Source organism: Bradyrhizobium sp. USDA 372 (genome assembly GCF_053629095.1).
Genome location: NZ_JBRJHR010000001.1, coordinates 7,491,397 through 7,517,324 on the forward strand (window position 1 = coordinate 7,491,397; position 25,928 = coordinate 7,517,324).

A 25,928-nucleotide genomic window follows, 5' to 3' on the forward strand; every position below is an offset into this window, starting at 1 on the left:
CGAAGGCCATCATGAACTCGACACTCTCTGTCTTGGCTATCCTCGATGGGATCAGCTACGCCGCTTTGGTGTTCTTGGTCTCGCTCGGGCTCAGCCTGATCTTCGGCGTGCTGCGCGTGGTCAACGTCGCACACGGTTCACTGTACGCGTTCGGCGCCTACCTCGCTGCGACCTTCAGCCTTGCAATCGCGCCGGTCTCGCCTTGGCTCACCTACCCAGCGCTGCTGGCCGCTTCCATCGTGATCGGCATCGTGTGCGGCGGTTTCATCGAACGGTTTTTGCTGCGACCGCTCTCCGGACAGGAGGACGTCCTCCAGCTTCTGATCACTTTCGCCGCCTTCATGATCATGGACAACCTGCAGCGTCTGATCTGGGGCGTGCAGCCCATCTTCGCCGCGGAGCCATTGAGACTACTTCCCAACGTCACCGTGTTCGGCGTCAGCTACACGTCGTACCAGGTCATTCTGCTGCCCGGAGTCGCATTAGCGACGCTGTTCGGGCTCCGCTACTTCCTGCGCAGGACACTGTCGGGAGCGGTGATCCTTGCGGTCACGGAGGACCGCGAAGCTTCGACGACCATTGGGATTGACGCAAAACGCGTTTATTTCGTCACCTTCGTCATCGGTGCGAGTCTCGCCGCGTTGGGAGGAGCACTGGCATCGCCGACCACCTCGCTGGTGCCCGGTATGGGCGCCGATATGATCGTGCTTTCCTTTGCCGTCGCTGCGACCGCGGGTCTCGGCCAGATCGAGGGCACCGCGCTCACCGCGCTGATGATCGGCCTGACCCGTGCCTTCGTGATCTATCTCCAGCCGGAATTCGAAGTTCTCGTTCCCTATCTGCTGATGGTGCTGGTGCTTCTGGTGCGTCCGTTCGGCCTGTTCGGCGCAGTGCAGGTAAGGAAAATATGATGAGCGGTCGCATCAAGCCCGTCACCAGGATCGCGGTCATCTTCTTTCTGGTCAGCGCCGTCGGGCCCCTTTTGGTATCGAGCTGGGCGACCTTGTTCGCGTTGATCCTCGCGAAGGGCGTCGTCGTTCTCGGTATCATTCTTCTGCTGCAGGCGGGGCAGGTGTCGTTCGGACATGCAATGTTCTTCGCTACCGGGGCGTATACCGCGGCGTTCTGGGGCAAGTACGTCGGTGGCGGCGACATCGTGCTCTTCATCGCGCTGGGCGGCATAACCTCCGCCGTCTTCGGCCTCATCGTCGGGCTGTTCGTCGTGCGCTACCGGGAAATCTTTTTCGGAATGCTGAATCTGGCGTTTTCGATGGTGCTGTGGTCGCTGCTGGAGAAGATGTTTCATTACACAAACGGCGCCGACGGCATCCGGGTCCCTCGTCCGGCCCTGTTGGGGCTGTCGTTTACGCCCGAAACCTTCCAGTACGTCATTCTTTACGTGAGCCTGGTGATCGCGGTGGTCGCGTTCTACGGCGTGCAACGCTATCTCGATAGCCCGCTCGGACACATGCTGCGTGCCATCAAATCGAACGAGACCCGGCTCGAGTACCTTGGGACGTCCGCACGGCGCGTGCTTCTGATAGGCTACGTCATCTCGGCTTTTCTCGGCGGCATCGGCGGCACGCTGGTGGCGATCATCCAGCAGATCGCAACGCCCGAGTTCGGGTTCTGGACGAAGTCGGGCGAGTTCGTCTTTATCGCGATCCTTGGTGGCAGCGCCCACGCCTTCGGAGCGTTCGCCGGCGCGGCGATGTTCGAGTGCGTGCGCTTCTATGCGGCGGCCCACTTGGCCGACACCTGGCAGCTGATCCTCGGCGTCGTCTTGATTGTCATCATTCTCTATGCCCCTAACGGACTGATAGGTCTCAGGCAGCGCTACGGCCAGGCGAAGCAGGGAGGACATTGATGGCCAACGTCCTCCTTTCCGCGAAGGGCATAAAGATCCGTTTCGGTGGCGTCGTCGCTGCCGACGGTATCGATCTGGACGTGCTCCAAGGCGAGAACCTCGCGATCATCGGACCGAACGGCGCCGGAAAGACCACCTTTCTCAACATTTCGACGGGTTATCTGCGGCCGCAGGCCGGAAGCATCACCTTCCTAGGCCAGGAAATCACAGCGCAGCTCCCGCGCACGATCACCAAGCTCGGCATCGCGCGGGCCTTTCAGATTCCGCAGCTTTTTCTCGATCACACTGTGATGGAGAACATGTTGATCGCCGCGGCATCGCGGCGGGGAGGCCCTTCCGGCTACACGGCTCTTTCTGCCCTGCCTGACCTGCCTGAGATGGAGCGCCTTCTGGATCTCGTCGGCGTCAAGTTGTACGCGTCTCGAAAGGCGAGGGAGCTTCCCGAGGGGCAACGCAAGCTGGTCGACATCGCTCTGGCGCTCGCGCTGAAGCCCAGACTGCTGCTGATGGACGAGCCCACCTCGGGCGTCGCCTCCGCCGAAAAGCTGGAGATCATGGACATCCTGACGTCCGCGCTGGCCAAGGAGAATGTGACTTCGGTCTTCGTCGAGCACGACATGGACATGGTAGAGCGCTATGCCCACCGAGTCGCGGTGTGGAACGTCGGGAAGATCCAAAAGGTCGGCACGCCGGCGGAGGTTCTGGCTGATCCCAAGGTCCGCGAACAGGTGATCGGCATATGACGGCGATGCTGGACTTCGAGGACGTCAACGTCGCGATCGCCGATGCGCCGGTGCTGCGCAGCGTCAGCTTCTCGCTGCCGCCGGGTGCAACCGCCGCGCTCATCGGGCGAAATGGCGCCGGCAAGACCACGACGGTACGGACCATCATGGGCTTCACGAAGGCGAGCGGCACCGTGCGCCTGGGCGGTCAGGACCTGGGACATGTTCCTCCGCACCGCCGGCCCTTCTTAGGCATCGGCTACGCCCCCGAGGACCGTCGTCTCTTCTCGGCCTTTACGGTGGAAGAAAACATTCTTTTGCCCAGTCGCGTCGCGAAACTTAGCGCGGTCGAGGCGCGCCGGCGGCTGGAGCGAGCCTACTCCGTCCTGCCGGAGCTCAAGGAACTGGCGAGTCGCCCAGCAGGCTCCGTCTCGGGCGGCCAAGGCAAGATGGTCGCCCTCGGGCGCGCCCTGATGCTAGGCACCCGCCTCGTCATTCTGGACGAGCCGTTCCAGGGCCTCGCCCCTGTGCTGGCGCAGAGGTACGCCGAGGCGCTGCGTCGGCTTCGTTCGCAGGACCGGGACATTACCCTTCTGATCACGGAGTCGAACCCGAAGCTGCTCGAGACCTTCGCCGACGTGACGCTGACGATCGAGCGCGGCGAAATCGAAAGCCGGGTCCGGGTGTAGCGCTCGCCGGTTCGGCGCGCAAAACAGACGGTCAAGCCAAGCTCCATCGAGGCTTGCCGAACAGACGAATCTACTGGCGCTCAATGCAACACGAGACGGCCCGCGCCGGCGAAGCGGCAGGGGATTTGCGGTGGTCGCACAACGGCCGCCTGACGGCCCAGCGGCGAAGCATGCTCGGCGAGACCCGAGACCACCGCGGCACGTCCGGCCGACGAGCGTGCAGGTCGGCGGAAGGCCGGAATGTGAATCGACATCGAAGCATGCCCCCTCCAAGGGTCACGTAGCCGATCCGGCCACGCCGCGATATCCGCTCAGGCGAATTGAGAATATCGGGAAAGTTGAAAGAAGGGTTCTGCCTGGTAGGACGGATCGGTGGCAAGGCGAGCAAGCCTTTGCCCGATGGCGGGCGCGAACTTCGCACCAAGCGACGGAAAATGCGACATGAACCATGGGACGAGCCTCGATCCGAACCGGGGCCGACGGGATCGAAGCCGAGCGCATCGACGCCGGCATCCAGCAATGCGCCCAGCGCTGCTCCGCCCATGAGCCCCAGACCCAGCACGGCGACTTCGCATTTTCGCATGAAGCCCTCGCGAGCGATGCTACGACGCGCCGATCATCCTGATGAATGCGGGGGATGGCAAGGTCTACCGGAGGCGATGACGGCCGGCATCGATTAGCCTCGCCCCGTCAGCGGTTTCTGAGCGGCCGACGAAATCACCTTCGGTCATTCTCAAGGGCGCACCATGCTCTTAAAGCGCACTGTGGCGGAAAGAGCGGGACTGTAGGTCCGCATCATCGGCCCGGAGGGCGGCTCCAGCACACACAGGCGGAGGCCAACTCCCCTCTCCGGTGGCGCAAAGAAGGCATCGAACGGCAGGGCCGGCTGCAGCCGGCTGGCGGCCTCTATCCGGCCAGACATGTCCCTTTGGTATGGTAGGGCTGGGGTGTTTTCGGACCGCTCACACGGTTGGGAGCCTCGGGACGATTTTGGTAAGGGATGGTAGGCTGAGAGAGCGTATAGAAAAAAGATGTGGCCTCTCGAGTCCAAGAAGATGGGTTCGATCTCCCTGCGGAGCGCCACGATGCTCGCGCGCCGTCAGTTCGTGGTGACACGACTCTGCGGCGTGCACGCGGGCGACGCGTCACGCACGTCAAAAAAGTATCAATTGCACACTGAAATCGTGGTGGCATGCCCCGACACTGCTCGCTACGATCCTGGGAAGAGGAAACGCTGAGCAAATTTAGCCGGAACAGGGGCGGTCATTGCAAGCCGCGCCGGCCGGGAGGAGCGGACATGGAACCGGACCTGGAAGTTGTCCAGATACGGCGCGGCGAGTCGTTCAAGGCGTGGTCGCATGGCTACCCATTTCACACCGTTCGCTGGCATTTCCATCCTGAGTACGAACTCCACCAGGTTGTGGCGACCAGCGGTCGCTATTTCGTCGGCGACTTTATCGGCGAGTTCGAGCCCGGCAATCTAGTCCTCACCGGCCCTAACCTGCCGCACAATTGGGTGAGCGATCTTCCGGCAGGGGAAACTATCCCGCTCCGCGGCCGCATCCTTCAGTTCAGTGAAGAATTTATTGGCGACTTGACGAAGGTCGTGCCCGAGCTTTCGGGTCTTTCCTCGCTGCTGGAATTTTCCCGGCGCGGCGCGCTCTTCACCCGCAGTACAAGCGACCAAGTCGCGCCACTGATGGAGGAGATCGTGGGCGCGAATGGAGTGCGTCGGATCGAGCTGTTCCTGATGATCTTGGGGATGCTGTGCCGCGCCCGAAAAGCGCGCCCGCTCTCCAGTCCCAACTATCTCCCCGACCCGTCCGGTTACATGTCGGCGGGCATGAACAAGGCGCTCGCCTTCATCCGTACCAACCTAACGCAGTCATTCAGCGAAGCTGAGCTGGCAGCAATCGCGGGCCAGTCGCAAAGCGCGTTTTCGCGCTCCTTCCGCCAGCACACTGGCATGTCATTGGTCCAATACGTCAAACGTCTCCGCATCAATCTCGCCTGCCAGATATTGATGAGCGACGAGCAAGCTTCGATCACCGACATCTGCTTCGAGGTCGGTTTCAACAACGTCTCGAATTTCAACCGTCAGTTCCTGGCCGAGAAGGGCATGCCGCCTTCGCGATTTAGACGATTGTTGGCGCAAAACATCAACGCGGCACGTGCTGCATAGTCGGTAAAGGAGAAAAAGGGGACGAGGTCACTACGGCAAGGAAAGGAAGGACGCGGGCCCGCTGATAGCGGCCTGCGACTGGAAATGTTTGTCCAGATTTTTGGTGGCTTCACTGCATCGGCGTCCATCGCTGGTCACGGAAGCAGCGAAGGCGTGTGTCTTTGATGAATGAACGAGAGCACTCTAACATTCAGTTCCGGAAAGGAAAGTCCGAATGAAAAAGTTGTCGCCTAAATATTGCACGATCGCCTTGGCCGTGTCGCTTCTGGGCACGACAGCCACCTTCTCTCAGGCCGCGGAGGTGAAGGACGCGACGGTGGCCTTCCTTATGCCCGATCAGGCCTCCACCCGCTACGAGCAGCACGATTATCCGGGCTTTGCGGCCGAGATGAAGAAACTCTGCGCCAGTTGCAAGGTGATCTACCAGAACGCCGGCGCGGATGCGGCGCGGCAGCAGCAGCAGTTCAACTCGGCAATCTCGCAGGGCGCCAAGGTGATCGTGCTGGACCCCGTTGACTCGACAGCCGCAGCCTCCCTGGTCAAGATGGCACAATCGCAAGGCATCAAGGTCATCGCGTATGACCGGCCGGTCCCCGATGCGAAAGTCGATTTCTACGTGTCCTTCGACAATGAAGCCATTGGCAAGGCTATCTCCGAATCCCTCGTCAAGCATCTCAAGGCTGCCAACGTCACAGCCAAGGAAGGCGAAGGCGTGCTTGAAATCAATGGGTCGCCGACGGATGCCGCTGCGGGACTTATCAAGAAGGGCATCCATGAGGGCCTCGATAAGAGCGGCTATCCCATTCTCGCGGAATACGACACGCCGGACTGGGCGCCGCCCAAGGCGCAGCAATGGGCGAGCGGCCAGATCACCCGCTTTGGCAAGAAGATCCTCGGCGTAGTGGCCGCCAATGACGGGACGGGCGGTGGTGCAATTGCCGCTTTCAAGGCCGCCGGCATCGATCCGGTGCCGCCGGTGACAGGCAACGACGCGACTATCGCCGCGCTTCAGCTCATCATCGCCGGCGATCAGTACAACACGATTTCCAAACCCAGCGAGATCGTGGCCGCTGCTGCGGCCCAATCGGCGGTGAAATTCCTCTCCGGCGACACGCCCAACGCGGAAACCACGCTCTTTAATGCGCCGTCGAAGCTCTTCGTGCCGGCGGTCGTTACGCAGGAAAACCTGAAGGCGGAGATCATCGACAAGAAAATCCAGACGGCCGATCAGCTCTGCACGGGCCGATATGCCGCCGGCTGCAAGAAGCTAGGCATTACGCCGTAACTACGTTCATCCCGGCCGCTTGACGGCGGCCGGGACGAACGACGAGCAGGGACCTTGGAAATGACCGCGATCTCGGATGTGGATCACCCGCAGGGCGAACCGCGCAAGCCAGTTCTGAGCCTTCGCGGAATTTCCAAGCATTTCGGCGCCGTGTCCGCCCTCACCAATGTCGACCTCGACGTGCATGCCGGCGAGGTCGTCGCGCTCGTGGGCGATAACGGCGCCGGAAAGTCCACGCTCGTGAAGATCCTCGCCGGCGTGCACCAGCCTAGCGCCGGAACGATCGCCTTCGATGGCGAACCTGTCGTCCTGGCCGACCCGGCCGCGGCGCTCAGCCTCGGCATAGCTACCGTCTTCCAGGACTTGGCGCTCTGCGAGAACCTCGATGTGGTCGCAAACATCTTCCTCGGCCGCGAGCTAAATCCATTTCGACTCGACGAGGTCTCCATGGAGCTGCGCGCCTGGACCTTACTTAGCGAATTGTCGGCGCGGATCCCGAGCGTGCGCGAGCCCGTGGCTTCGCTTTCCGGCGGGCAGCGCCAGACCGTCGCTATCGCACGTTCGCTGCTGACCGAGCCGAAGCTCATCCTGCTCGACGAGCCAACCGCAGCACTTGGCGTCGCCCAGACCGCCGAGGTGCTCGACCTCGTCGAGCGCGTCCGCGCCCGCGGCCTCGGCGTCATCATGATCAGTCATAACATGGAGGACGTACGCGCGGTGGCCGACCGGATCGTGGTGTTGCGTCTCGGCCGCAACAACGGCGAATTCGGACCGGACGCCTCCAATCAGGATCTCGTCACTGCCATTACCGGTGCGGATGAGAACTCGGTCTCGCGGCGCGCCGGCCGGCGTCGCGCCCATCAGGCGGCGGAGCAGCAGCGATGACCAGTGACACGCAACGGGTTTCGGCGGCGCGCCCGCTCGACCGGAGCGACGAGCGGCTCAAGCACGCGGACACGCTCGGGAGCGTCGTTAGCGCTTTCGTGGATCGGGTGCGATCGGGCGACCTAGGTTCGCTACCCGTGGTCGTCGGGCTCATCGTCATCTGCACGGTCTTCGAGAGCCTCAACCCGGTTTTTCTGGCGCCGAACAATCTGGTCAATTTGCTGTTCGATTGCTCGACGGTGGGCGTCATCTCGCTCGGCATCGTCTGCATCCTGATGGTCGGCGAGATCGACCTTTCGGTCGGCTCGGTCAGCGGGTTCGCTTCGGCGCTGATTGGCGTGCTTTGGGTGGGTCAGGATTGGCCGGTCGCCCTCGCCATCGGCACGGCGCTGGTCCTGGGCGCAGCCATCGGTGTGCTCTACGCATTTCTGTTCAATCGCCTGGGGATGCCGAGCTTCGTCTCGACGCTGGCCGGCTTGCTGGCCTGGCTCGGGCTGCAGCTGTATCTGCTCGGTTCTTCGGGCTCGATCAATCTTCCTTACGGATCGCCGCTGGTCGACTTCGGGCAGATGCTCGTCATGCCGCCGATCGTGTCCTACGCGCTGGCGGCGGTCGCGAGTCTGATCATGTTCGTGACCGGCTATCGCACGGCCGTGCGCCGCCGCCGGGCGGGACTGTCAGCCACTTCGCCCGGCCGCATGATGCTGAAGGCGCTGCTGGTTACCGTCGTGCTCGAATTCGTCGTCTACTATCTCAATCTCGGGCGGGGCGTACCGTGGATGTTCGGTCTGTTCGTCGGCTTGTGCGTGGTCATGAACTATGCGTTGACGCGGACTAAATGGGGTCGCTCGATGTCTGCGGTCGGCGGCAATCGCGAGGCAGCCCGACGGGCCGGCATCAACGTTCGCCGGGTCTATTTGAGCGCCTTCATGCTGTGCTCGACGTTGGCAGCCGCTGGCGGCATTCTTGCCGCGGCGCGACTGGCATCTTCCAGCCAACAGGCTGGCACCGGAGACGTCAACCTCAACGCGATCGCCGCCGCAGTCATCGGCGGTACGAGCCTTTTTGGCGGCCGGGGCAGTGCCTATTCTGCGCTCCTCGGCATCATCGTCATCCAGTCCATCGCGAGTGGCCTGACGCTGCTCGATCTCTCCTCGTCGCTCCGGTACATGATCACGGGCGGGGTCCTTGCCGTTGCGGTCATTGTCGATTCGCTGGCACGTCGCTCGCGCCTGTCCCATGGCCGGGCTTGAATAACTCTCACAAGAAGGACAAGCCGTGGCCCAGGAACTCGCAGGAAAAGTCGCCGCGATCACCGGTGCCGCATCGGGCATCGGTCTCGAATGCGCCAGAACATTCGTCGCGGCGGGTGCACGGGTGGTGCTGATCGATCGTGCGGAAGAGGCGCTGAGCAGCGCCTGCGCCGAGCTGGGCGGCCAGGCGATCCCGTTGCGTGTCGACCTGACCGATCCGCAGAGCATGAAGGCCATGATGCCGCAGGTGCTGGAGCAGGTGGGCCAGCTGGACATCTTCCATGCCAACGCAGGCGCCTATGTCGGCGGCGAGGTGCTGAACGGCGACCCCGACGCCTGGGACCGCATGCTCAATCTGAACGTCAATGCGCTGTTCCGGTCTGTCCATGCGGTGCTGCCGCATATGGTCGAGTGCAAGAGCGGCGACATCATCGTCACCAGTTCGATCGCAGGTCTCGTCCCCGTGGTCTGGGAGCCGATCTATACCGCCTCTAAGCACGCCGTGCAGGCTTTCGTGCATACGCTGCGCCGCCAAGTCGCCAAACACGGCTTGCGCGTCGGCGCCGTTGCGCCCGGTCCGGTCGTGACCGCGCTGATTAAGGACTGGCCTAAGGCGAAGATCGAGGAGGAGATGGCGGCCGGCGGCTTGATGCAGCCGGTGGAAGTCGCGCAAGCGGTGCTTTTCATGTTGACCCGTCCGAGAAACGTCACCATCCGCGACCTCGTCATTCTCCCGCAGAGCAACGATCTGTAGCCTTCTCTGATCGACGTCCAAATGAGCAAGCCATCTGCTAACCGCCATTTTCTCGGCATCGATGTCGGCACCGGCAGCGCACGGGCCGGCGTGTTCGATCGCTTCGGCGTGCTCCTCGCGAGTGACAGCGCCCCCATCGCACTTTGGCGGGAGGCCGGCGACGTCGTCGAGCACTCGAGCGAGGACGTCTGGCGTGCCGTGTGCCGCAGCGTGCGCAGCACGGTGGCGCAGTCCGGCATCGCGCCGAACAGCATTGCCGGCATTGGCTTCGATGCGACCTGCTCGCTGGTGGTGCTGGGCGAGGGAGGCGCGCCGCTGCCCGTCGGGCCGTCCGGCGATCCCTCCCGCAACGTCATCGTATGGATGGATCACCGCGCCGCCGATCAGGCGCGCCGGATCAACCAGACCGGCGAGAAGGTTCTCGACTATGTCGGCGGGACGATCTCACCCGAGATGGAGACGCCGAAACTGTTGTGGCTCGCCGAAAACATGCCTGACACGTTTTCCCGGGCGTGGCAGTTCATGGACTTGACCGACTTTCTCACCTGGCGTGCGACAGGCAGTCTGTCCCGCTCCATCTGTACCGTGACGTGCAAATGGACCTATCTGGGCCACGAGAACCGTTGGGACGATCAATTCTTCCGCAAGGTCGGCCTCGGCGTGCTCGCGGACGAGCAATTCCGCAGGATCGGCACCGAGATCGTCCCCGGCGGAACGAGGCTGGCGGCGGGTCTGACGGGGGAGGCCGCGGCCGATCTCGGCCTCACCCCGGGTACGGCGGTCGCTGCCGGCCTCATCGACGCGCATGCCGGCGGCGTCGGTACCGTGGGCGCGCGCGGCACCGCGGGCACGGTGCTGACGCGCATGGCCTATGTGTTCGGAACGTCTGCATGTACCATGACGACCACACCGAATCCATCCTTCGTCCCCGGCGTGTGGGGACCCTATTTCTCCGCTATGGTACCCGGCCTTTGGCTCAATGAAGGCGGGCAGTCGGCCGCCGGCGCTGCCGTCGAGCATCTGTTGCAGATGCATCCGCACTCCACGCAAGCGACAGAGGCTGCACGCCAGAAGCAGCAGACGCTCGCCGATTGGCTTGCCTCGGAAACCGAATCTCGCGGCGGTGCCGGAGTGATCCCGCAATTGGTCGGCGAGGTTCATGTCGTCCCCGAATTCCTCGGCAATCGCGCGCCCTTCGCCGATCCTGACGCGCGTGCGCTGATTGCCGGGCTCGATATGCGCTCGGATGTGGAGAGCCTGCTGGCGCTCTATCTTGCCGGGCTGTGCGGTCTCGGCTGCGGGGCGAGGCAGATCGTTCGCGCCCAGCAGGACAGGGGCATTGCTGTCGACACGATCGTGGTCAGCGGTGGTGCCGCTAAGAGTCCCCTCGTGCGGCAAGTCCTCGCCGATATGACGGGCCTGACGGTCGCTGCGTCGGCATCCCCCGAGGCCGTCCTGCTCGGATCCGCGATGCTTGGATCGGTCGCCTCCGGCGACCATGCTAATCTCGGCGAAGCGATGCAGGCAATGTCGGTCTTGGGAGACATCTCTCGGCCCCTAGCCCCTCTCGCAGGCTGGGCCGAGCGGCGCTTTGGAGCCTTCGAAGCCCTGCAGAAGGTGGGCCGGGCAATTCGAAGCGCTTCGTAGCCCCTTTGTCGACCGATCCGGGCGCCCCTAGGCGCGGCCTGCCTCCGACGCCGGCACGACCCGAGAGAGAGAGAGAGAGAGAGAGAGAGAGAGAGAGAGAGACGTTCGACCCTCTTTCATCATCTCGACACATATGTCATGATATAAATACAAATGTATAGGCCGAGTATTTTGTCCGGCTAGGGAGGGCTGCCTATGGGTAGAAAAGTCGCATTCATTGCGGCCTTGTTCGGCGCGTTGGCATTGGTTGGTCCGGCGCAGGCGCGGGTCGAGGTCCAGTGGTGGCACGCCATGAGCGGCGTCCTTGGCGACCGGCTCAATGAGCTGGTCGAGAAGTTCAACACGTCGCAAGACAAGTACACGGTTGTTGCGGTCGCAAAGGGGAATTATGACGAGGTGACCAACGGGGTGATTGCCGCCTATCGCGCCAAGCGGCCGCCGGAGATGGTGCAGATCGCAGAGCGCGGTTACATGACGATGTTGCTTTCAGGAGCCATTGTCCCCGTGCAAGACCTGGTGGAGCAGAAGGGCTACAAGATCGACTTCTCGGACTTCATCAAACCCGTGGCAAGCTTCTGGAGCTACAAGGGCCGGATGTCGGCGATGCCCTTCAACTCGTCGACGCCGATTTTCTGGTACAACAAGGATCACTTCCAGAAGGCCGGCTTCGACAATCCGGCCGACACCTGGCAGGAGTTGGAGAAGCAGCTCTACGCCATCAAATCCAAGGGGATCAGCGAGTGCGGCACGGTGCTGCCCGGCGATTTCTACTGGAGTCTCCTCGAGAACTACAGCGCCATCAACAATCAGCCCTACGGCACGCTCGCGAACGGCTTCGACGGGCTCGGCACCGAGTTCGTCTACAACAAGACGAAGGTGGTGTCGCAAGTCGCGCGGCTCAAGAAATGGCTCGACGACGGCGTGATGCAGATCGCAGGCCAGGGCTTCAGTCCCGAGCAATTGTTCACGTCGGGCCGGTGTTCGACCTTCGTCAACTCGACCGCATCGCACGGCAACATCGAGCGCAATGCAACCATCAACTGGAGCGCCACCTTCCTGCCGCACGAGAGCGACATCGATCCGCCTCTCAACAGCACCATCGGGGGTGGGGCGATCTGGGTCATGAAGGGACACACGCCGGAACGATACGACGCCGTCGCAGCCTTTCTGGACTTCGTCGCGCAGCCGGAAACCCAGATGTGGTGGCATGGCGCGACCGGCTATGTTCCCGCCACCAACCGTGCCTATGCGCTCGCGCGGGAGAGAGGTTACTACAAGGATCATCCGACGAGGGAAATCGCGGTGCTGCAGCTCTCTCGCGGCACGCCGAACGAGAACTCGCGTGGATTCCGCTTTGGCAACTTCGTGCAGACGATGCTGGCCCAGCGCCAGGAGGTAGAGGCCGTGTTCGCCGGCCAGAAGCAGCCGCAGCAGGCCATGGATGATGCAGTCAAGCGGGGTAACGAGATCCTGCGGCAGTTCGAAAAGCTCAATGCCGGAAAGACTCCGGAAACCGAGCGTCCATGACGTTGCGCCTGTCGATCCCGTGGCGTGATGCGCGCACACCCGTGCTTTTGCGAAGGCACGGGGGCGGCGGGTCCAAGGCAGTGCCAGCGGCAGCCGCGCGGTGGCTCGCGCGTGTCGGCAAAGACGCGGCGGCGTGAGGAGGCCGGACTGAAGCGAGCCAATTTCGGCGACGGTCCCGGCTTGCCGACGCTGCTGTTGCTGCCGCAATTGCTGATCCTGCTGTTCTTCTTCTTCATTCCGTCGCTGCGGGCGCTGATGCAATCCGTCCTGCTCAGCGATCCCTTCGGGACCAATGTCCAGTTCGTCTGGTTCGACAATTTCAAGATGCTGCTCGCGAGCAGCGACTACCGTCAGTCGATCGCGGTGACGTTCTGGTTCACGGCGGCGCAGAACGTGCTCACATTGGGCAGCGCGCTCGTGCTGGCATTTGCCACCGACAGGATCGTGCGCGGCCGTTCGGCCTATCGCACGATCATCCTGCTGCCTTATGCCATCGCGCCCGCGATCGCAGGCATCCTGTGGGCCTTCCTGTTCAATCCTGCGGTCGGCCCGCTGGCGCAGGTGCTGCACAGTTTCGGCATTGCATGGGACCCCAACCTCAATCCAACCGATGCGCTGCTCCTGGTGACGCTGGCCGCGTCATGGAAGCACATCTGCTACGACTATATCTTCCTGGTCGTGGGCTTGCTCGCAGTGCCGGTGTCGCTGATGGAGGCTGCCGCCGTGGATGGCGCGGGACCGATCCGTCGCTTCGTCTCGATCGCGCTGCCGATGCTCGGGCCCACCATCTTCTTCCTCACGGTGATGAACTTCATCTATGGCTTCTTCGAAACTTTTGCCATCATCGATGCCGTGACAAAAGGCGGCCCCGCCGGTGCGACCAACATTCTGGTCTACAAAGTCTTCGTCGACGGCTTCGTCAATCTCGACCTCGGCTCTTCCGCGGCGCAGTCGGTTCTCTTGATGAGCTTTGCCCTGATCTGCACGCTGCTACAATTCCGCTACTTCGACCGCAAGGTCAATTACGGAGTCTAGCCGCATGGTGGAACGCTCACCGGTCCTCAACATGATCTGCCATGCGATCCTGATCGCCGGCGCGCTGATAGTTTGCGTGCCGCTGTATTTCGCATTCGTGGCCGGCTCGCTCACGGTGGCCGAGGTGCAGAAGGTGCCGCTGCCATGGCTGCCGGGGGGGCGGTTCTTCGACAATCTGCAGCTGGCCTGGAACAAGGGCAATTTCAGCCGCACCTTCGCCAATTCGATTATCGTGGCGCTCGGCATCACGGCCGGCAAGATTGCAGTATCGCTGCTCTCCGCCTTTGCCATCACCTACTTCCGGTTTCGCTACAGGATGCTCGCATTCTGGCTCATCTTCATGTCGCTGATGCTGCCGATCGAGGTCCGGATCGTGCCGACCTTCGAAGCTGTGGCAAATGCTGCGCTGCCGCTGCAATGGATCTTGGACACGCTGCATGTCACCGATCTCTGGCTCTGGATCAGCGGGCACGAGGTCCTGATCGCGCTGGAGTGGAACATGGTCAACACCTATCCTGGGCTGATCCTGCCGCTGATCGCCTCGGCCACTGCCACGTTCCTTTTTCGCCAGTTCTTCCTGACGATCCCGGAGGAGCTGTGCGAGGCGGCGAGGCTGGACTGCGCCTCGCCGTTGCACTTCTTCTGGAGCATCCTGCTGCCGCTGTCCGTTCCGAACATGGTGGCGCTCGCCATTATCCTGTTCCTGTTCGGCTGGAATCAGTATCTTTGGCCATTGCTGTTCACGACCGACAAGGACATGGCAACGGCGGTCATTGCGTTGAAGGGTCTGATCCCCCGCTCCGACAGCGAGCCCGCCTGGAACGTCGCCATGAGCGGTGCGCTGCTCACGATGCTGCCGCCGGTGTTGGTCGTCCTGCTGTTGCAGCGCTGGTTCATCAAGGGTCTTGTCGACAGCAGCAAATAGGGGCTGATCATGGTTTTCATCGCCGGGCATCGGGGCGGACGCAATCTTTGGCGGGAGAACAGCCTGACGGGCTTCCGCAACCTGTGCAAGGAGAGCGTCGATGCGGTCGAGTTCGATGTCCATCAGAGCACGGACGGCGGTGTCGTTGTGATCCATGATCCGCTGCTCGACCGCACCACATTCGAGAGGGGGCCGGTGGGCGAGCGCAGTCTGCGACAACTGACGGCAATGCGTCTTCGCGATGCGGGCGATGAGTGCATTCCGACCTTGGGTGAGGTGCTCGATGTATTCAGCGAAACCACACTCGAGCTCCACATCGAGATCAAAACGGATGCGCTTGGCAAGGCCTATTCGGGCCTCGAGGCGCGGCTGATCGAGCAGATCAAGCGGCGGGGCCTAGAGCGGCGTGCGGTCATCACCTGCTTCGTGCCCAGCGTGATCGAAACCGTGCGGCGGCTGTGGCCGGAGGCGCGGGTGCTCGTTTCGCTCGACCGTCGTTCGGCAGAGATGATGGGCGGAATCGAGCCCGCGTTGGCTCAGTTGGCCGTCATTCCGCGCTGCATCGTCGCGGTCGAAAAATCGCTTCTGGGGCTCGCGTTGCCGCTTGCCCTCAAACTGCTCGGCTCCGAGCGTCTCGGTGCATGGGTGACCAACGAGCCGGAGGATATCGCTTACTGGCTTGCCCAACCGGTGCGGCAGATCACGACCGATCGGCCGGACCTCGCCGTGAGCATTCGCCGCCAGCTCGAAACGATGCCGGAGCGCCCATGATTCCCCGCCGTCGGTTTCTCGTGGGATCGCTGGCGAGCGCTGCGCTCGCCGCGCCCTCCGGGTTCGTGCGAGGAGCGCCGGTGTCGTTCAGAGCAGATCCTTTCACGCTCGGCATTGCCTCAGGATGCCCGCGCGAGGATCGCGTCATCCTGTGGACCCGCCTTGCGCCGCAACCACTCGACGGCGGTGGCATGAAGGATGCACCGGTCGAGGTTGAATGGCAGGCTGCGGAGGATGAGGCCTTCTCACGAATCGCCTCCCACGGCGTCGTGCGGACGACCACGGAGCTTGCGCATTCCGTGCATGCCGAGGCGACTGGGTTGCTGCCGGACCGCGTCTATTGGTACCGCTTCCGCGCCGGTCCGGCGCTCAGCCCCGTCGGACGCACGCGCACCGCACCGGCCGGGTCGGCACGGCCTTTCCGTTTTGCTTTCGCATCCTGCCAGCAATACGAGCAGGGCTATTTCACCGCCTACCGCGACATGGCCGCGCGTGATCTCGACCTCGTCGTGCATCTCGGTGACTACATCTATGAGAAATCCTGGGGATCGCGCCACGTCCGCCAGCACGGCGTCGGAATTCCGACCACGCTCGAGGAATTCCGCAACCGCTACGCGCTCTACAAGACCGATCCCGATCTGCAGGCGGCGCACGCCGCTTTTCCCTGGCTTTCGGTCTGGGACGACCATGAGGTGATGGATGATTATGCCAATGATCGCTCCTACACCATTCGCGATTCCGCCCAGTTCTTGAAGATCCGCGCGGCAGCCTATCAGGCCTATTACGAGCACATGCCGCTGCCGCCCTCGGCGCGCCCACGCGGCGCGGATGCCACGATCTACGCGCACTACCGCTTCGGCGACATGCTCGACGTCCTGCTGCTCGACGACCGGCAATATCGCTCGGCATCGGCCTGCGTCGGAAGCGGGCGTCCGACCTGGGTCGCTGGATGTGCAGGCCGGTCGGACGAAGTCCGGACCATGCTTGGCGAACAACAGGAGCAATGGCTCGATGCGCGTCTGCGCGACTGTCGCGGGCTCTGGACGATCATCGCGCAGCAGACGTTGATGGCGCAAAACAAGCGGGAAGGGGATGACGGCGCGCATTTCTGGATGGACGGCTGGGACGGCTATCCCAACGCCCGCCGCCGGCTCCTTGATTCGCTCGTGGCACACCGCCGGCGCAATCCGATCGTGATCGGCGGCGACCGTCACGCCTTCTTTACCGCCGATCTGAAACATGACTTCGCCCGCCCGGATCGCCCGACCATTGCGACCGAGTTCGTCGGCACGTCGATCACCTCGGACGGACCGAGCGAAGCCAGCGTGCGCAAGGCATTGGCGGAGAATCCGCATCTGCTCTATGCGCGTGGCGACAAGCGCGGCTATGCGACCATCGAACTCGACGTTCGGCATTGCACCGTGGGATTCGAGGCGCTCAACGACGTCAAGGATGCCGGAAGCGCGGTGCGCCGGCTGACGAGCTTCGTGGTCGAGGCAGGCGTGCCGGGCGCGAAAGCCGCATGACGAGATCCGCACGGCACAGATTTGACGACCAACGAAAGATCGCCTCAAATGCTCCGATGTCTGACTGTGCCTTGAGACCGCTGCGGGGGGCTGCGCCGTGACTGACCAGACCATTCTGCGGGTCGCCTGGCTCTACTACATGGAGAACCTGACTCAGGCCGAGATCGGCGAGCGGCTGGGGCTGACCCGCGCCCGCGTCAACCGCATGCTGTCGGATGCCCGCCAGACCGGCATCGTCAACATCCGCCTCAACTCCACCTTTGCGAGCTGCACAGAGCTGGAGCATCGATTGCGCCGGGAATGCGGGCTTGCGGACGCCGTCGTCATTCCGAGCCCGGAAAATCCCGAGCAGGTCGGCAGCCTGATCGGGATGGCGGCGGGAGCCTATTTATCGAAATTCCTCGAACAGAAGCGGCCGCGCATCATCGGAATCGGCTGGGGCGCGACCTTGCGCGAGACCATCCGTTACGTCACACCGGCGGACTATCCGGAATTGTCCATCGTCTCCATGATGGGCGGCCTGTCGCGCGGCCTTGAGCTCAACACCTTCGAGATTGCCGGTGAGCTCGCGCACCGGCTGCACGCCCAGTGCAGCTATCTGGCCGCGCCGATCTTTGTCAGCAGCCGGCGCTCGCGCGACACCTTTCTGACTCAGGAGGTCTATCAGGAGGTGCTGGACAGCGTCGAGAAGATCGATCTAGCGCTGTTGAGCATGGGAGATCTGACCCCGCGCTCGCTGCTGATGCGGCATGGGTTGCCGCCGGACGTCCGCGCCGAGCACCTACGGGCGGCAGGCGCCGTTGGCGACGTCCTGGCGCAGTTTCTCGACAAAGCCGGCCGGCCCATCGATCACAACATCAACAGCCGAGCCATTGCGCTGCCGCTCGAGAAGCTGGCGCGCGTACCGACGTCCATGCTGATCGCCGGGGGACTCAACAAGGCGCCGATCATCGCCGCGGTGCTGCGCGGCCGGATCGGCAAGGTGCTGATGACGGACGAGAACACCGCCGTCGCCGCCCTGAAACTGATCGACAAGCAGAAATAGCCCGATTTCCTCTGCAGAGAAGGGGATCCGCGCCTTCGAAACCGAGCGCGCGATAGCCGGCGTGTGCGCTGAAAGGCGTGCAAAAGCATTTGTCACCTCGTCATTACATATGTAACATACCGGAGACAATTGCTCAGAAGGATGGCGTCGACATGCGCGCTGCGGTGCTCCAGGACATTCGTGATATCCGCGTCCTCGATATCCCAGAGCCGAGGCCGCTTGCGGAGGACGAGCTCATCCTCCGCGTCAAGGCTGTCGGCGTCTGCGGCAGCGACTTGCATTCCTATCTTGAAGGCGGAACAACCGGCCCGACGCAAGTCAGGCCATTCGTGCTAGGCCATGAGTTCTCGGGTGTTCTCACGCCGGACTCGGCGCGCAAAGCGGGGCTTTCGGCTGACGCGCTGGTGGCGGTCGATCCGTCCATTCCCTGCGGCCATTGCGAATGGTGTCATCGCGGTCACACCAATCTCTGCCCCAATGTGAAATTCCTCGGCTATGCGCCTCACAACGGCGCGATGGCCGAATTCGTCTGCGTGCCCCGATCCGCCGTGCATCTGGTGCCTGACAGCATCGACCCGGCCGGCGCTGCGATCCTGGAAACGCTTGGCGTAGCGATCCATGCGATGGATCTGGCGCGCCCGCGGCTTCTGGAAAGCGTGGCGGTGCTGGGCTGCGGGCCGGTGGGATTGCTGCTCGTGCAGCTGGCGCGACTCGCGGGTACCGGGAAGGTCATCGCGATCGACCCCGTCGAGCAGCGCACGGCGCTCGCCTGCGACCTCGGGGCGGACGTGGCATGCCGCAGCTACGCCGAGGTCGGGGACGCCACCGAAGGCCGCGGCGTCGACCTGGTGATCGAGGCAACCGACTCCTCGCACGGCTTTGAGCATGCTGCGCGCTGCGCCCGTATCGGCGGCCGGATCGTTCTCGTTGGCATCCCGGAGAACAACCAGTACATCCTCAGCGGCGCGGAGTCGCGTCGTAAGGGCCTGTCCATCAAGTTTTCACGTCGTATGCCGGAAGTCTATCCGCGGGCCATCGCGCTTGTGCAAGGCGGCCAGGTCAAGCTGGCGCCGCTCGCCACGCATCGCTTCTCGCTCGACCAGACGCCCGCCGCGTTCGAGCAGCAGGTCGCGCGGCGCGATGGGATTATCAAGGCGATCATTTGCCCCTAATCGAGCGGCATCTCGCCAAAGAGCCTGGGGTAACGGAAGCAGGGATAGATGCGGGGCGGGTCGTGATGGCGAAATCCTCGAAGCTGGTCGTCGCCCGGAAGGGGCGCGTGCTGATGGTGAGACGCAGGCGCGACGGCCTTTGGATGTTTCCAGGCGGACGGAGGCGGGCAGGCGAGAGCGACAGGAGCTGCCTGCGTCGCGAGATCAAGGAGGAGCTTCCCAAGCTCAAGCTCGGGTCGTTGAAACTGTGGACGGAAGTGAGAGCGAAGAAGAGCCGAACCGGCCGGCGGATGAGTGATGCCATTTTCCTGGCCAAGAAGGTAACGGGACGGCTGAAGGTCGGGGACAAGAAGGAGATCGATCGTGCGGTCTGGCGCAAGCCGCGTGGCGCCAGATTGACGCCGACTTCGCGCTACATCCGCGACAAGCTGTTTCCCAGGCGAGGCCGCCGCTAGGTCGCCGGCGCCAGGCGATTCCTTCGGATTAAGGTCTGCCCGTCATGCGCGGCTAAAAATGCTCGTCATTGCAGCGCCTGCAGGCATTCGGCCGGTCTTCAGTTCGTCCGCGTGAGAACCCGCTGGGCTTCGTTGTGCTCTCCTCCGACGTCAGTCATTTCTACGAGAACATGGCCAGCGAGCGCCCGTTCACGACCGCCTTTCATGTCGGCGACATGCTGGCGGGTTTCGACAAGCTCCGCGCTGTCGCACCCGACGCGGACCACATCGTGCCCGGTCACGATCCGCTCGTCATGAAGCTCTATCCGGCGCCGAGCCCGGACCTCAGCGGTGTCGCGGTCCGCCTCGACGTCGCGCCGTCTGTGGGTGCTCATTCCTGAGACGGCCGGTGGGCGCCGGCGTAACCTGGGCTTGGAAAATCGATTTTCTAAGCCGTCGTGCCCGGTTCGAACAAGCCTGCTGGCTATTCCGTCCGGGTAGGGAACGGCTCATACGCGGCTCATGGATTTACGCAAAGCGTCGACCAGTAGCCAAAATTGAGCGTTCGTCGTGTTTTTCCGCTGCCGCCTTGTGTTGATCCCGAACAAGCTTCTACGATAGCTCGTTCCCATCTCGAGTTGGGCGCAGCCGCCAATTCTTGTCTTGTTTGCGATGTTGTCTGGGAGACTGCCGTCAAGCATAGGGTTGCTGGTAACCTCGGCCGGGATTCCTGCAGCATCCAATTCTTCCAGAACGATATCGCGCAACTCGTCGTCCAGTCCGCCCAGCTGAATTCTTCCATTCGCCTGGGTGTCCGTACAGCCGTGCAAGCTGATACAACGTTGAGCGTTTTCGACCAACTTCGTGGCTATTGGCTCATCGTAGTGGGAAGCCGTCACATGCAGGTCGCCGTTGCTGGAGGGCAACAACCCTTCAAACAGCCAGAGGTCAAGCAATCCAAGACCATCAACTGCGGTCGCCAGCGTAGCCGGATGATAGCCGGCCGTAGCTAGAGCGATCTCGCTTGTGCCGGTCTCAATGCCACCTCCGTGGAGGGCCATGATGATCTTTTGTGTTTCCGTGTTGTCCGTAACCTGTTCTTCCACCAGTTGGCGCCACTCATGACGTAGCCATCTTTTTCCATATGCCATCCCTTCGACATTGTTCGGATCATCGTACAGAGCAGTCATGGAATCATACTTGTCGGGTCCTCGCGGCATATCACCGATCTCCGTGCAGTCGGCTTGAATGATCAAGAGCCAGTCGCGGCGTGCGGCTCTTGCTGGCGAATGGTGGACCTCCGGACACGATAAGGCTGCGGCCCTGACTTCTTCGAGAACGCGTCGCCCGGACCCGACTGGCGATCCGGATCGGACCATTTAGGTTGCAGGTTTCAGTTCGACATTCTTACCCGCCACCCGCCTTCTCGATCATGCGCATGACGGCATGGAGCTCCCTCTCGTAAGTCGGTCTGGTGGCGTAGCCCGCGCGAGCGACTTCGGTTGCGAAGGCGTATGGGTCGTGGGTGACCGCGAACGCCTTGGCGTACCGCTTGTTGCGCGCCAGAAATGAGCCGTGCTCGCTGAACGCGGTGGCAGCGTCGGGATAGACGCGGAACCAGTCGCGCACGACATAGTCGTACTTGCCGTCGGGCCGCGGCGTCACCGAGATCACTTCGGGGAATTTGGCGTCGGGCCGCGACATGACCTCCTTGGTCTTCAGCAACTGCCGCATGTTTTCGGGCATGCTGGCTTTTGCCTTGATACCGAAAAAATTGAAGCCGGGCGCATGCGCACCCCAGCCGGATTCCAGCGCTGCCTGGCCGAGCGTTACCAGGGCGGGTACGCGGCTCGCCGCCTGCGAAGCCCTGGCTGACTCGCCGAACGTGGCGACGAACGCTTTCGGCGCGAGCTTCTTGCCCGGCGCGTAGGGCAAGGGCGTCGGCGCAGGAGGCGTAGGAGCGGGGGCGGGCGGCAGCGACCGGCCAGCCAGCGCGGCGCCAATCGCGGCCTTGGTCGCCGCGCCGACGACGCCGTCGGCCTCCAGCCCGCCGCGCGACTGAAACCCACGCACCGCTCGTTCGGTGTTCGAACCAAAATCACCGTCCACTGCCAAACCGTAGCCGAGCCCGACAAGGGCGCGCTGCAGGCTGCTCACGCCGTCGCCTTTGCTGCCCCGGCGCAGCGTCGGTCCGAGCATGAATTCGGCAACGCCTTTGAGGCGGTCCACCAGCCCCGGATCGCCTCCCGCTTCGCTCGCGAGCAGGGCTTCCAGGGTGAGGGTCTCGTCGGCTGGAGATTCGCCCTCGCAGGCGGCGCGCACGTCCTCACCGTCGCTGAAATTCTCCTGCCAGTTCTCTTGCCAAGTCTCCTGCCATCCCTCGTCCTCGGCTTCGCTCTGCGCGCCCGGCAGCGGCGCGAGGTCGAGGTGGAAGTGGATGATAAGGGGATGCGGTCCATGCCAGTTGAGCCCCGTCACGCGCTTGTTCTTGTCTTTGCGCGTCGTGCCGACGAAGATCACGTTGCGCTTGCCGGTCTCCCGGTTGATCTCGTCGGCGACCGCGAAATCGTTGTAGATGATCCGCCATTTGGCCGGCATCGCCTTCGCAGTCTCGTTCACCGCGCGCAGCAACCTCAAGGCATCGTCGCGGAGATAGAAGCCGCGAGCGTCGCGCCTGTTCAGGAACAGATCGAGCGAATAGCCGCGGTCGTTGAAGCTCCCGCCGCCATGTCCGCGATAGGTACCCGCTCCGAGGCCTGCGCCGTAGCGGCGGCGCAGCTCGGCAAAGAAGCGGACCATGATCGGCGCGACAGGCGCCTTGTCGCTTCCGTCAATCGACGCGTGACTGACCAGCTCCACCCGCTGCGCCGGCGGCCCGAAATCGCCGAGCGAGCCGCCCGATGGCTCGGTGCGGAAGCGCATCTCTTCCTCGCGGCTGATCATCCAGGCGCGGCGGAGAACGTCGTCGGCGTACTTCGTCCCGAAGCGCATGCGGGCGCCCTTCAGCGTATCCTCGTAGTCGCCGCGCAGCGCCGCGCTTCGTTCGTCGGCCGAAGGCTTTCCGCCCGTCCGCCGCGACCACTCCGCAGCCAATCTGGCAATGAAGGCATCGAGATCCTCGTCGACAGGAAGCGGCGCAGGCGGGGTCGGTGCCGGCGGGATGGGAGCAGGTGGAGTAGGTAGCGGCGCGATCTTGCCGCCGAGCGCTGCGGCGATAGCCGCCTTGGTGCGCGGGCCGACCACGCCGTCGGCGGAGAGGCCTGCGCGGGACTGAAAGGCGCGGACCGCTTTTTCGGTTGCATCGCCAAATCGTCCGTCGATTTCGCCCGGCGAATGGCCGAGTTGCGCCAGCGCGCGCTGCAGCGCTTCGACACCGGCGCCGCCGTTGCCGCGGCGAAGCGTCGGTCCGACCACAAGAGCCGAGGCGCCCTGCAAGAGGTCGGCGGCTCCACCGGCCTCGGTGTCGAATGCGCGCACGCCGACGCCTGCAGGCCATCCTGCGTCATCCGATTCCGGTTCGAACCACTCGGCCTCGAATTTTCGGGGCGCCGAGTGGGCGCCGCACCCGCATCCGCACCTTTCGTGCTCGATTTCGTCCTCGGACGATTCAGGCCAGCGCGTGTCGGAGAAGTCTTCGTCGAGCTTGTCGCCAGGAAGGCCTGCTTCCACGTCCAGCCAAGCTAACGATTCCCCGTCGGCTCTCTCGAAATGTGTTTCCGCGCTCGACATCGCATCGAAATTCTCAAAGGCCTCGCCATCCGAGGCTGTGCCGAGCTCGCTCAACAAGGTCGGGAGCAGTTTACCGGGCAGCGCGCAATGGGTGATCGAATTTGGCACGGGGCGCAGCGCCACCGCGCCCGCATTGGCGCGGCCGTCGAATTTGTCGGTCGGAGATTTGGCGCGGTAAACGATGTCCACGCCCAAACCCGGCCGGGCTGCGGAGAGCGCCTTGAACGCCGCGATGGGCGGGCTTCCGTAGGTGGCGTCAAGAACCCACACCTTGACGAGCTTCGCAAGCGCGCCGGTGCCGAGCGCCGTGGATTTGTTCGCGTTGGCGAGCGGATAGAGCACGCCGTAGGCGCGCGAGTGCCCGGAAATGACGAGCCGGCCGATTTGCGTGCCGCTCCGCTCGAGGCGGCGGTCCGCCTCGCCCAGCACTTCGGCAAACAGCGCATTGAGCTGCGCAGGCCGGTCGAGGCCGTGTGCACTCCAGCCTGCGTCGCTCCCAATCTGGAGCTGCGGCACGATCAGCAGCATCGGCCGGCCGCTGTCGGTCACGATCTTGCCGAGCCGGAAGGTCGCCTCCGTCACGATGCCCGCAGGCATGGCTCGCGGCACGCCGCAAGGACTGAGCAGCCCGTGGATGTAGAGCAACATGTCGACCGGCCCGCTGCCTCGAACGGCCGCAGCCGACGCGAATACGGCGATCTTTGTGCCGGTGACGCGGGAGCGGTAGACCCATAACGCGCCGTCAAGATACGGCTTCGTGGACGGAACGACGGCTTCGCTTTCGAACTCGCTCGTGATCGTCGGCTTGCGGCGAAACTCCCAGTGCCATTCCTCGGTCGGCAACTGCTCGAAGCCGTAGGCCGCCGCGTTCTGCTTCAGCCATCCATAGAACCAGCTCCTGCGCCAGGCCGCTCGCGCTGCGTCACTGCTACTGTTGGCAACCTCGAATCCCGCTTTTCTGTTCTGATAGAAGTCGACGGCAATTCCGTTCTGGTGATTGCTGTAGCCTGGCGCCGCAATCCGGCCACCCAGGCCAAAGCCGCCGAAGGCCTTCGACTTCAGCATGTAGGCGGCTGCTGCCTTCGAATGTGGACCTTCGGCAAGAGCTTCGCGGTGCGCGCGTGTCCGGTTGTAGTAGCCCTTGAAATACCCGAGCCACAGCGAGCGCTGGTGCTCACTGCCGCGATAGCCGCTTGCTGCCGTCAATCGTTTCGTTCGCAGCGCATCTGCATCACCCGCAATCTGAGCCTTCTGCAGATCTGCATTTGCAGCGGCGAGCAGGCGGCCTGCGGCCCGCGCAGTCTCCGGCCGCGTCTTGACGCTGGTGCCCGGGATCGTCTCGACCTGAGTGCTGCTCAGGTCGGGCAGGGGAGCACCCCTGGCCTTGCGGCTGCGGGCGATATGCTCGGCGAGCACATTGTTGCGAAAGGCGATCTGCTCCGCTGTTGCGGTCCACGCCTCGGACTCGAGATATTCGTCCTCACCTTCGTGTTCGTCTTCGGCGCAGCGGCTGGCTCCGGATTCCAGCTCGCGAGCCTCCTCGAGCTCGCGCGCCCAAGGCTCCGAGCTTTCGTCTCGCGCGGCATCGTTGTCCGCGGAAATGCCATCCGAATTCCACGGCTGGGCTTCAAGCCCTGTGAACGAGGTTTCATCGTAATCTTCCGACAGCGAGCCTTCCAGCTCCGGCTCGAAGCTCTCGCTCAGCAGGGTCATGCCCTCGACGGCGAAGAAGGCGTAGCTATCCGCGTTGTTCAGAGCCTGCTTCGGGGACAGGGTCGAGTATTTCGGTTCGTGCTCGTAGGCCTGGTCCTTGATGCCGACATAGCGATGCGCGACCTCGTGGATGAGGGTCACCTCCTGCGTGTCGGGCGCCAGCGCGCTGAAGTTGCAGTGCCTCGGCCGCGTGTCGAAGCAGATGTGGACTTTGCCGAAACCGCCGAACAACTGCGTCGTCAGGGCATAACCGCAGACGGCTCCCTTGCCGTCCGTGGCGCAGTCGGTCTCGCCGCGGAAATTGATTCCATCCTTCAGCGCCTTTTCGATCCGCATCAGCCGTGTGACGATGTGACGGAGATCGTCGTGCTTCGTGGTGTGAAAATGCCGCAGCAGCAGCTGCCGCGTGGCTGCGCCCATCCGATCCGGCCGTCCGTACGCGCTGCCGACGAACGAGGCCGCATGCTGCACTGCGCGCAGACACCGTTCGGTGACGTCAAGCAGCAGCTGCTTTTGCGTCGACGTACAGTTCGCGAAGGAGTGGGGTGAGCCCAGTTCTCCCTCCTCGAGGGACTGGGATTCGCCCGCACCAGTCCACTCCGCTTCGCCCGAAAAGGCCACGAACGGGTTGTCCTCGAGCGTGGCGAACGCTTCAATTCCGCTGTGGTTCTCAGGCTCGGACGTCTCCGCGAACGGAGCGTCGAGGCCGAGCGGGTCGAGCGATTGGAAATCCTGCGTGGACCCGTGCATCGTCTGCCTCCTGCGTT

At 63.3% G+C, this 25,928-nt stretch carries 21 protein-coding genes; 19 read left to right on the forward strand and 2 right to left on the reverse strand.

The window, feature by feature from the left end; genetic code table 11:
* Nucleotides 1–11 precede the first annotated feature (11 nt).
* From AB7M16_RS34805 to AB7M16_RS34895, 19 genes are all read left to right on the forward strand, one after another.
* Nucleotides 12–911: a branched-chain amino acid ABC transporter permease gene (locus AB7M16_RS34805; RefSeq protein WP_453946735.1), complete on the forward strand. Its 900-nt coding sequence runs from the start codon at nucleotides 12–14 to the stop codon at nucleotides 909–911.
* On the forward strand, nucleotides 911–1,867 hold the full coding sequence (locus tag AB7M16_RS34810; RefSeq protein ID WP_453946737.1) for a branched-chain amino acid ABC transporter permease: 957 nt from the start codon (nucleotides 911–913) through the stop codon (nucleotides 1,865–1,867). The genes AB7M16_RS34805 and AB7M16_RS34810 overlap by 1 nt, the downstream gene beginning before the upstream one ends.
* Complete coding sequence (locus AB7M16_RS34815) at nucleotides 1,867–2,610, forward strand: ABC transporter ATP-binding protein (RefSeq protein ID WP_453946739.1); 744 nt, start codon at nucleotides 1,867–1,869, stop codon at nucleotides 2,608–2,610. The genes AB7M16_RS34810 and AB7M16_RS34815 overlap by 1 nt, the downstream gene beginning before the upstream one ends.
* The gene (locus AB7M16_RS34820; protein ID WP_453946741.1) at nucleotides 2,607–3,278 is read left to right on the forward strand and encodes an ABC transporter ATP-binding protein; all 672 of its coding nucleotides are present in this window, start codon (nucleotides 2,607–2,609) and stop codon (nucleotides 3,276–3,278) included. Before AB7M16_RS34815 ends, AB7M16_RS34820 begins: the two co-directional genes overlap by 4 nt.
* Nucleotides 3,279–4,575: 1,297 nt before the next feature.
* Nucleotides 4,576–5,460 (forward strand): helix-turn-helix domain-containing protein, encoded by an 885-nt coding sequence (locus AB7M16_RS34825; RefSeq protein WP_172789463.1) that lies wholly within the window; start codon nucleotides 4,576–4,578, stop codon nucleotides 5,458–5,460.
* Between the two features lie 214 nt (nucleotides 5,461–5,674).
* Nucleotides 5,675–6,745 (forward strand): ABC transporter substrate-binding protein, encoded by a 1,071-nt coding sequence (locus tag AB7M16_RS34830; protein WP_172789464.1) that lies wholly within the window; start codon nucleotides 5,675–5,677, stop codon nucleotides 6,743–6,745.
* Between the two features lie 60 nt (nucleotides 6,746–6,805).
* The gene (locus AB7M16_RS34835; RefSeq protein WP_172789465.1) at nucleotides 6,806–7,630 is read left to right on the forward strand and encodes an ATP-binding cassette domain-containing protein; all 825 of its coding nucleotides are present in this window, start codon (nucleotides 6,806–6,808) and stop codon (nucleotides 7,628–7,630) included.
* Nucleotides 7,627–8,883 carry a sugar ABC transporter permease gene (locus AB7M16_RS34840; protein WP_212256423.1) on the forward strand — a complete coding sequence of 419 codons (1,257 nt, stop codon included), beginning with the start codon at nucleotides 7,627–7,629 and terminating at the stop codon, nucleotides 8,881–8,883. Before AB7M16_RS34835 ends, AB7M16_RS34840 begins: the two co-directional genes overlap by 4 nt.
* 25 nt (nucleotides 8,884–8,908) lie before the next feature.
* Nucleotides 8,909–9,637 (forward strand): SDR family oxidoreductase, encoded by a 729-nt coding sequence (locus tag AB7M16_RS34845; protein ID WP_172789467.1) that lies wholly within the window; start codon nucleotides 8,909–8,911, stop codon nucleotides 9,635–9,637.
* 21 nt (nucleotides 9,638–9,658) lie between these two features.
* Nucleotides 9,659–11,284 (forward strand): FGGY-family carbohydrate kinase, encoded by a 1,626-nt coding sequence (locus AB7M16_RS34850; protein WP_212256418.1) that lies wholly within the window; start codon nucleotides 9,659–9,661, stop codon nucleotides 11,282–11,284.
* A gap of 195 nt (nucleotides 11,285–11,479) precedes the next feature.
* The gene (locus AB7M16_RS34855; protein ID WP_453946742.1) at nucleotides 11,480–12,811 is read left to right on the forward strand and encodes an extracellular solute-binding protein; all 1,332 of its coding nucleotides are present in this window, start codon (nucleotides 11,480–11,482) and stop codon (nucleotides 12,809–12,811) included.
* Between the two features lie 111 nt (nucleotides 12,812–12,922).
* Entirely contained in the window at nucleotides 12,923–13,846 is a 924-nt protein-coding gene (locus tag AB7M16_RS34860; protein WP_453946743.1) for an ABC transporter permease subunit, read from the forward strand.
* A gap of 4 nt (nucleotides 13,847–13,850) precedes the next feature.
* The gene (locus tag AB7M16_RS34865) at nucleotides 13,851–14,771 is read left to right on the forward strand and encodes an ABC transporter permease subunit (protein WP_453946744.1); all 921 of its coding nucleotides are present in this window, start codon (nucleotides 13,851–13,853) and stop codon (nucleotides 14,769–14,771) included.
* A gap of 9 nt (nucleotides 14,772–14,780) precedes the next feature.
* Complete coding sequence (locus AB7M16_RS34870; RefSeq protein WP_453946745.1) at nucleotides 14,781–15,542, forward strand: glycerophosphodiester phosphodiesterase family protein; 762 nt, start codon at nucleotides 14,781–14,783, stop codon at nucleotides 15,540–15,542.
* An 80-nt stretch (nucleotides 15,543–15,622) separates the two neighbouring features.
* A complete protein-coding gene (locus AB7M16_RS34875) occupies nucleotides 15,623–17,068 on the forward strand; it encodes an alkaline phosphatase D family protein (RefSeq protein ID WP_453946746.1) in 1,446 nt (481 codons plus the stop codon).
* A 97-nt stretch (nucleotides 17,069–17,165) separates the two neighbouring features.
* A complete protein-coding gene (locus tag AB7M16_RS34880; RefSeq protein ID WP_453946747.1) occupies nucleotides 17,166–18,113 on the forward strand; it encodes a sugar-binding transcriptional regulator in 948 nt (315 codons plus the stop codon).
* 152 nt (nucleotides 18,114–18,265) lie between these two features.
* Nucleotides 18,266–19,285 (forward strand): zinc-dependent alcohol dehydrogenase, encoded by a 1,020-nt coding sequence (locus AB7M16_RS34885; RefSeq protein WP_172788019.1) that lies wholly within the window; start codon nucleotides 18,266–18,268, stop codon nucleotides 19,283–19,285.
* 65 nt (nucleotides 19,286–19,350) lie between these two features.
* Nucleotides 19,351–19,740 carry an NUDIX hydrolase gene (locus AB7M16_RS34890; RefSeq protein ID WP_172788020.1) on the forward strand — a complete coding sequence of 130 codons (390 nt, stop codon included), beginning with the start codon at nucleotides 19,351–19,353 and terminating at the stop codon, nucleotides 19,738–19,740.
* A 68-nt stretch (nucleotides 19,741–19,808) separates the two neighbouring features.
* On the forward strand, nucleotides 19,809–20,120 hold the full coding sequence (locus AB7M16_RS34895; protein ID WP_246571007.1) for an MBL fold metallo-hydrolase: 312 nt from the start codon (nucleotides 19,809–19,811) through the stop codon (nucleotides 20,118–20,120).
* A gap of 108 nt (nucleotides 20,121–20,228) precedes the next feature.
* On the opposite strand, the gene AB7M16_RS34900 is transcribed toward AB7M16_RS34895, so the two are convergent.
* Together AB7M16_RS34900 and AB7M16_RS34905 are read right to left on the reverse strand one after the other, a co-directional pair.
* A complete protein-coding gene (locus AB7M16_RS34900; RefSeq protein ID WP_212256408.1) occupies nucleotides 20,229–20,975 on the reverse strand; it encodes a poly-gamma-glutamate hydrolase family protein in 747 nt (248 codons plus the stop codon).
* Nucleotides 20,976–21,126: 151 nt separating this feature from the next.
* Nucleotides 21,127–25,911, reverse strand: coding sequence for a peptidoglycan-binding protein (locus AB7M16_RS34905; RefSeq protein ID WP_453946748.1), 4,785 nt, complete (start codon nucleotides 25,909–25,911; stop codon nucleotides 21,127–21,129).
* Nucleotides 25,912–25,928: the final 17 nt, after the last annotated feature.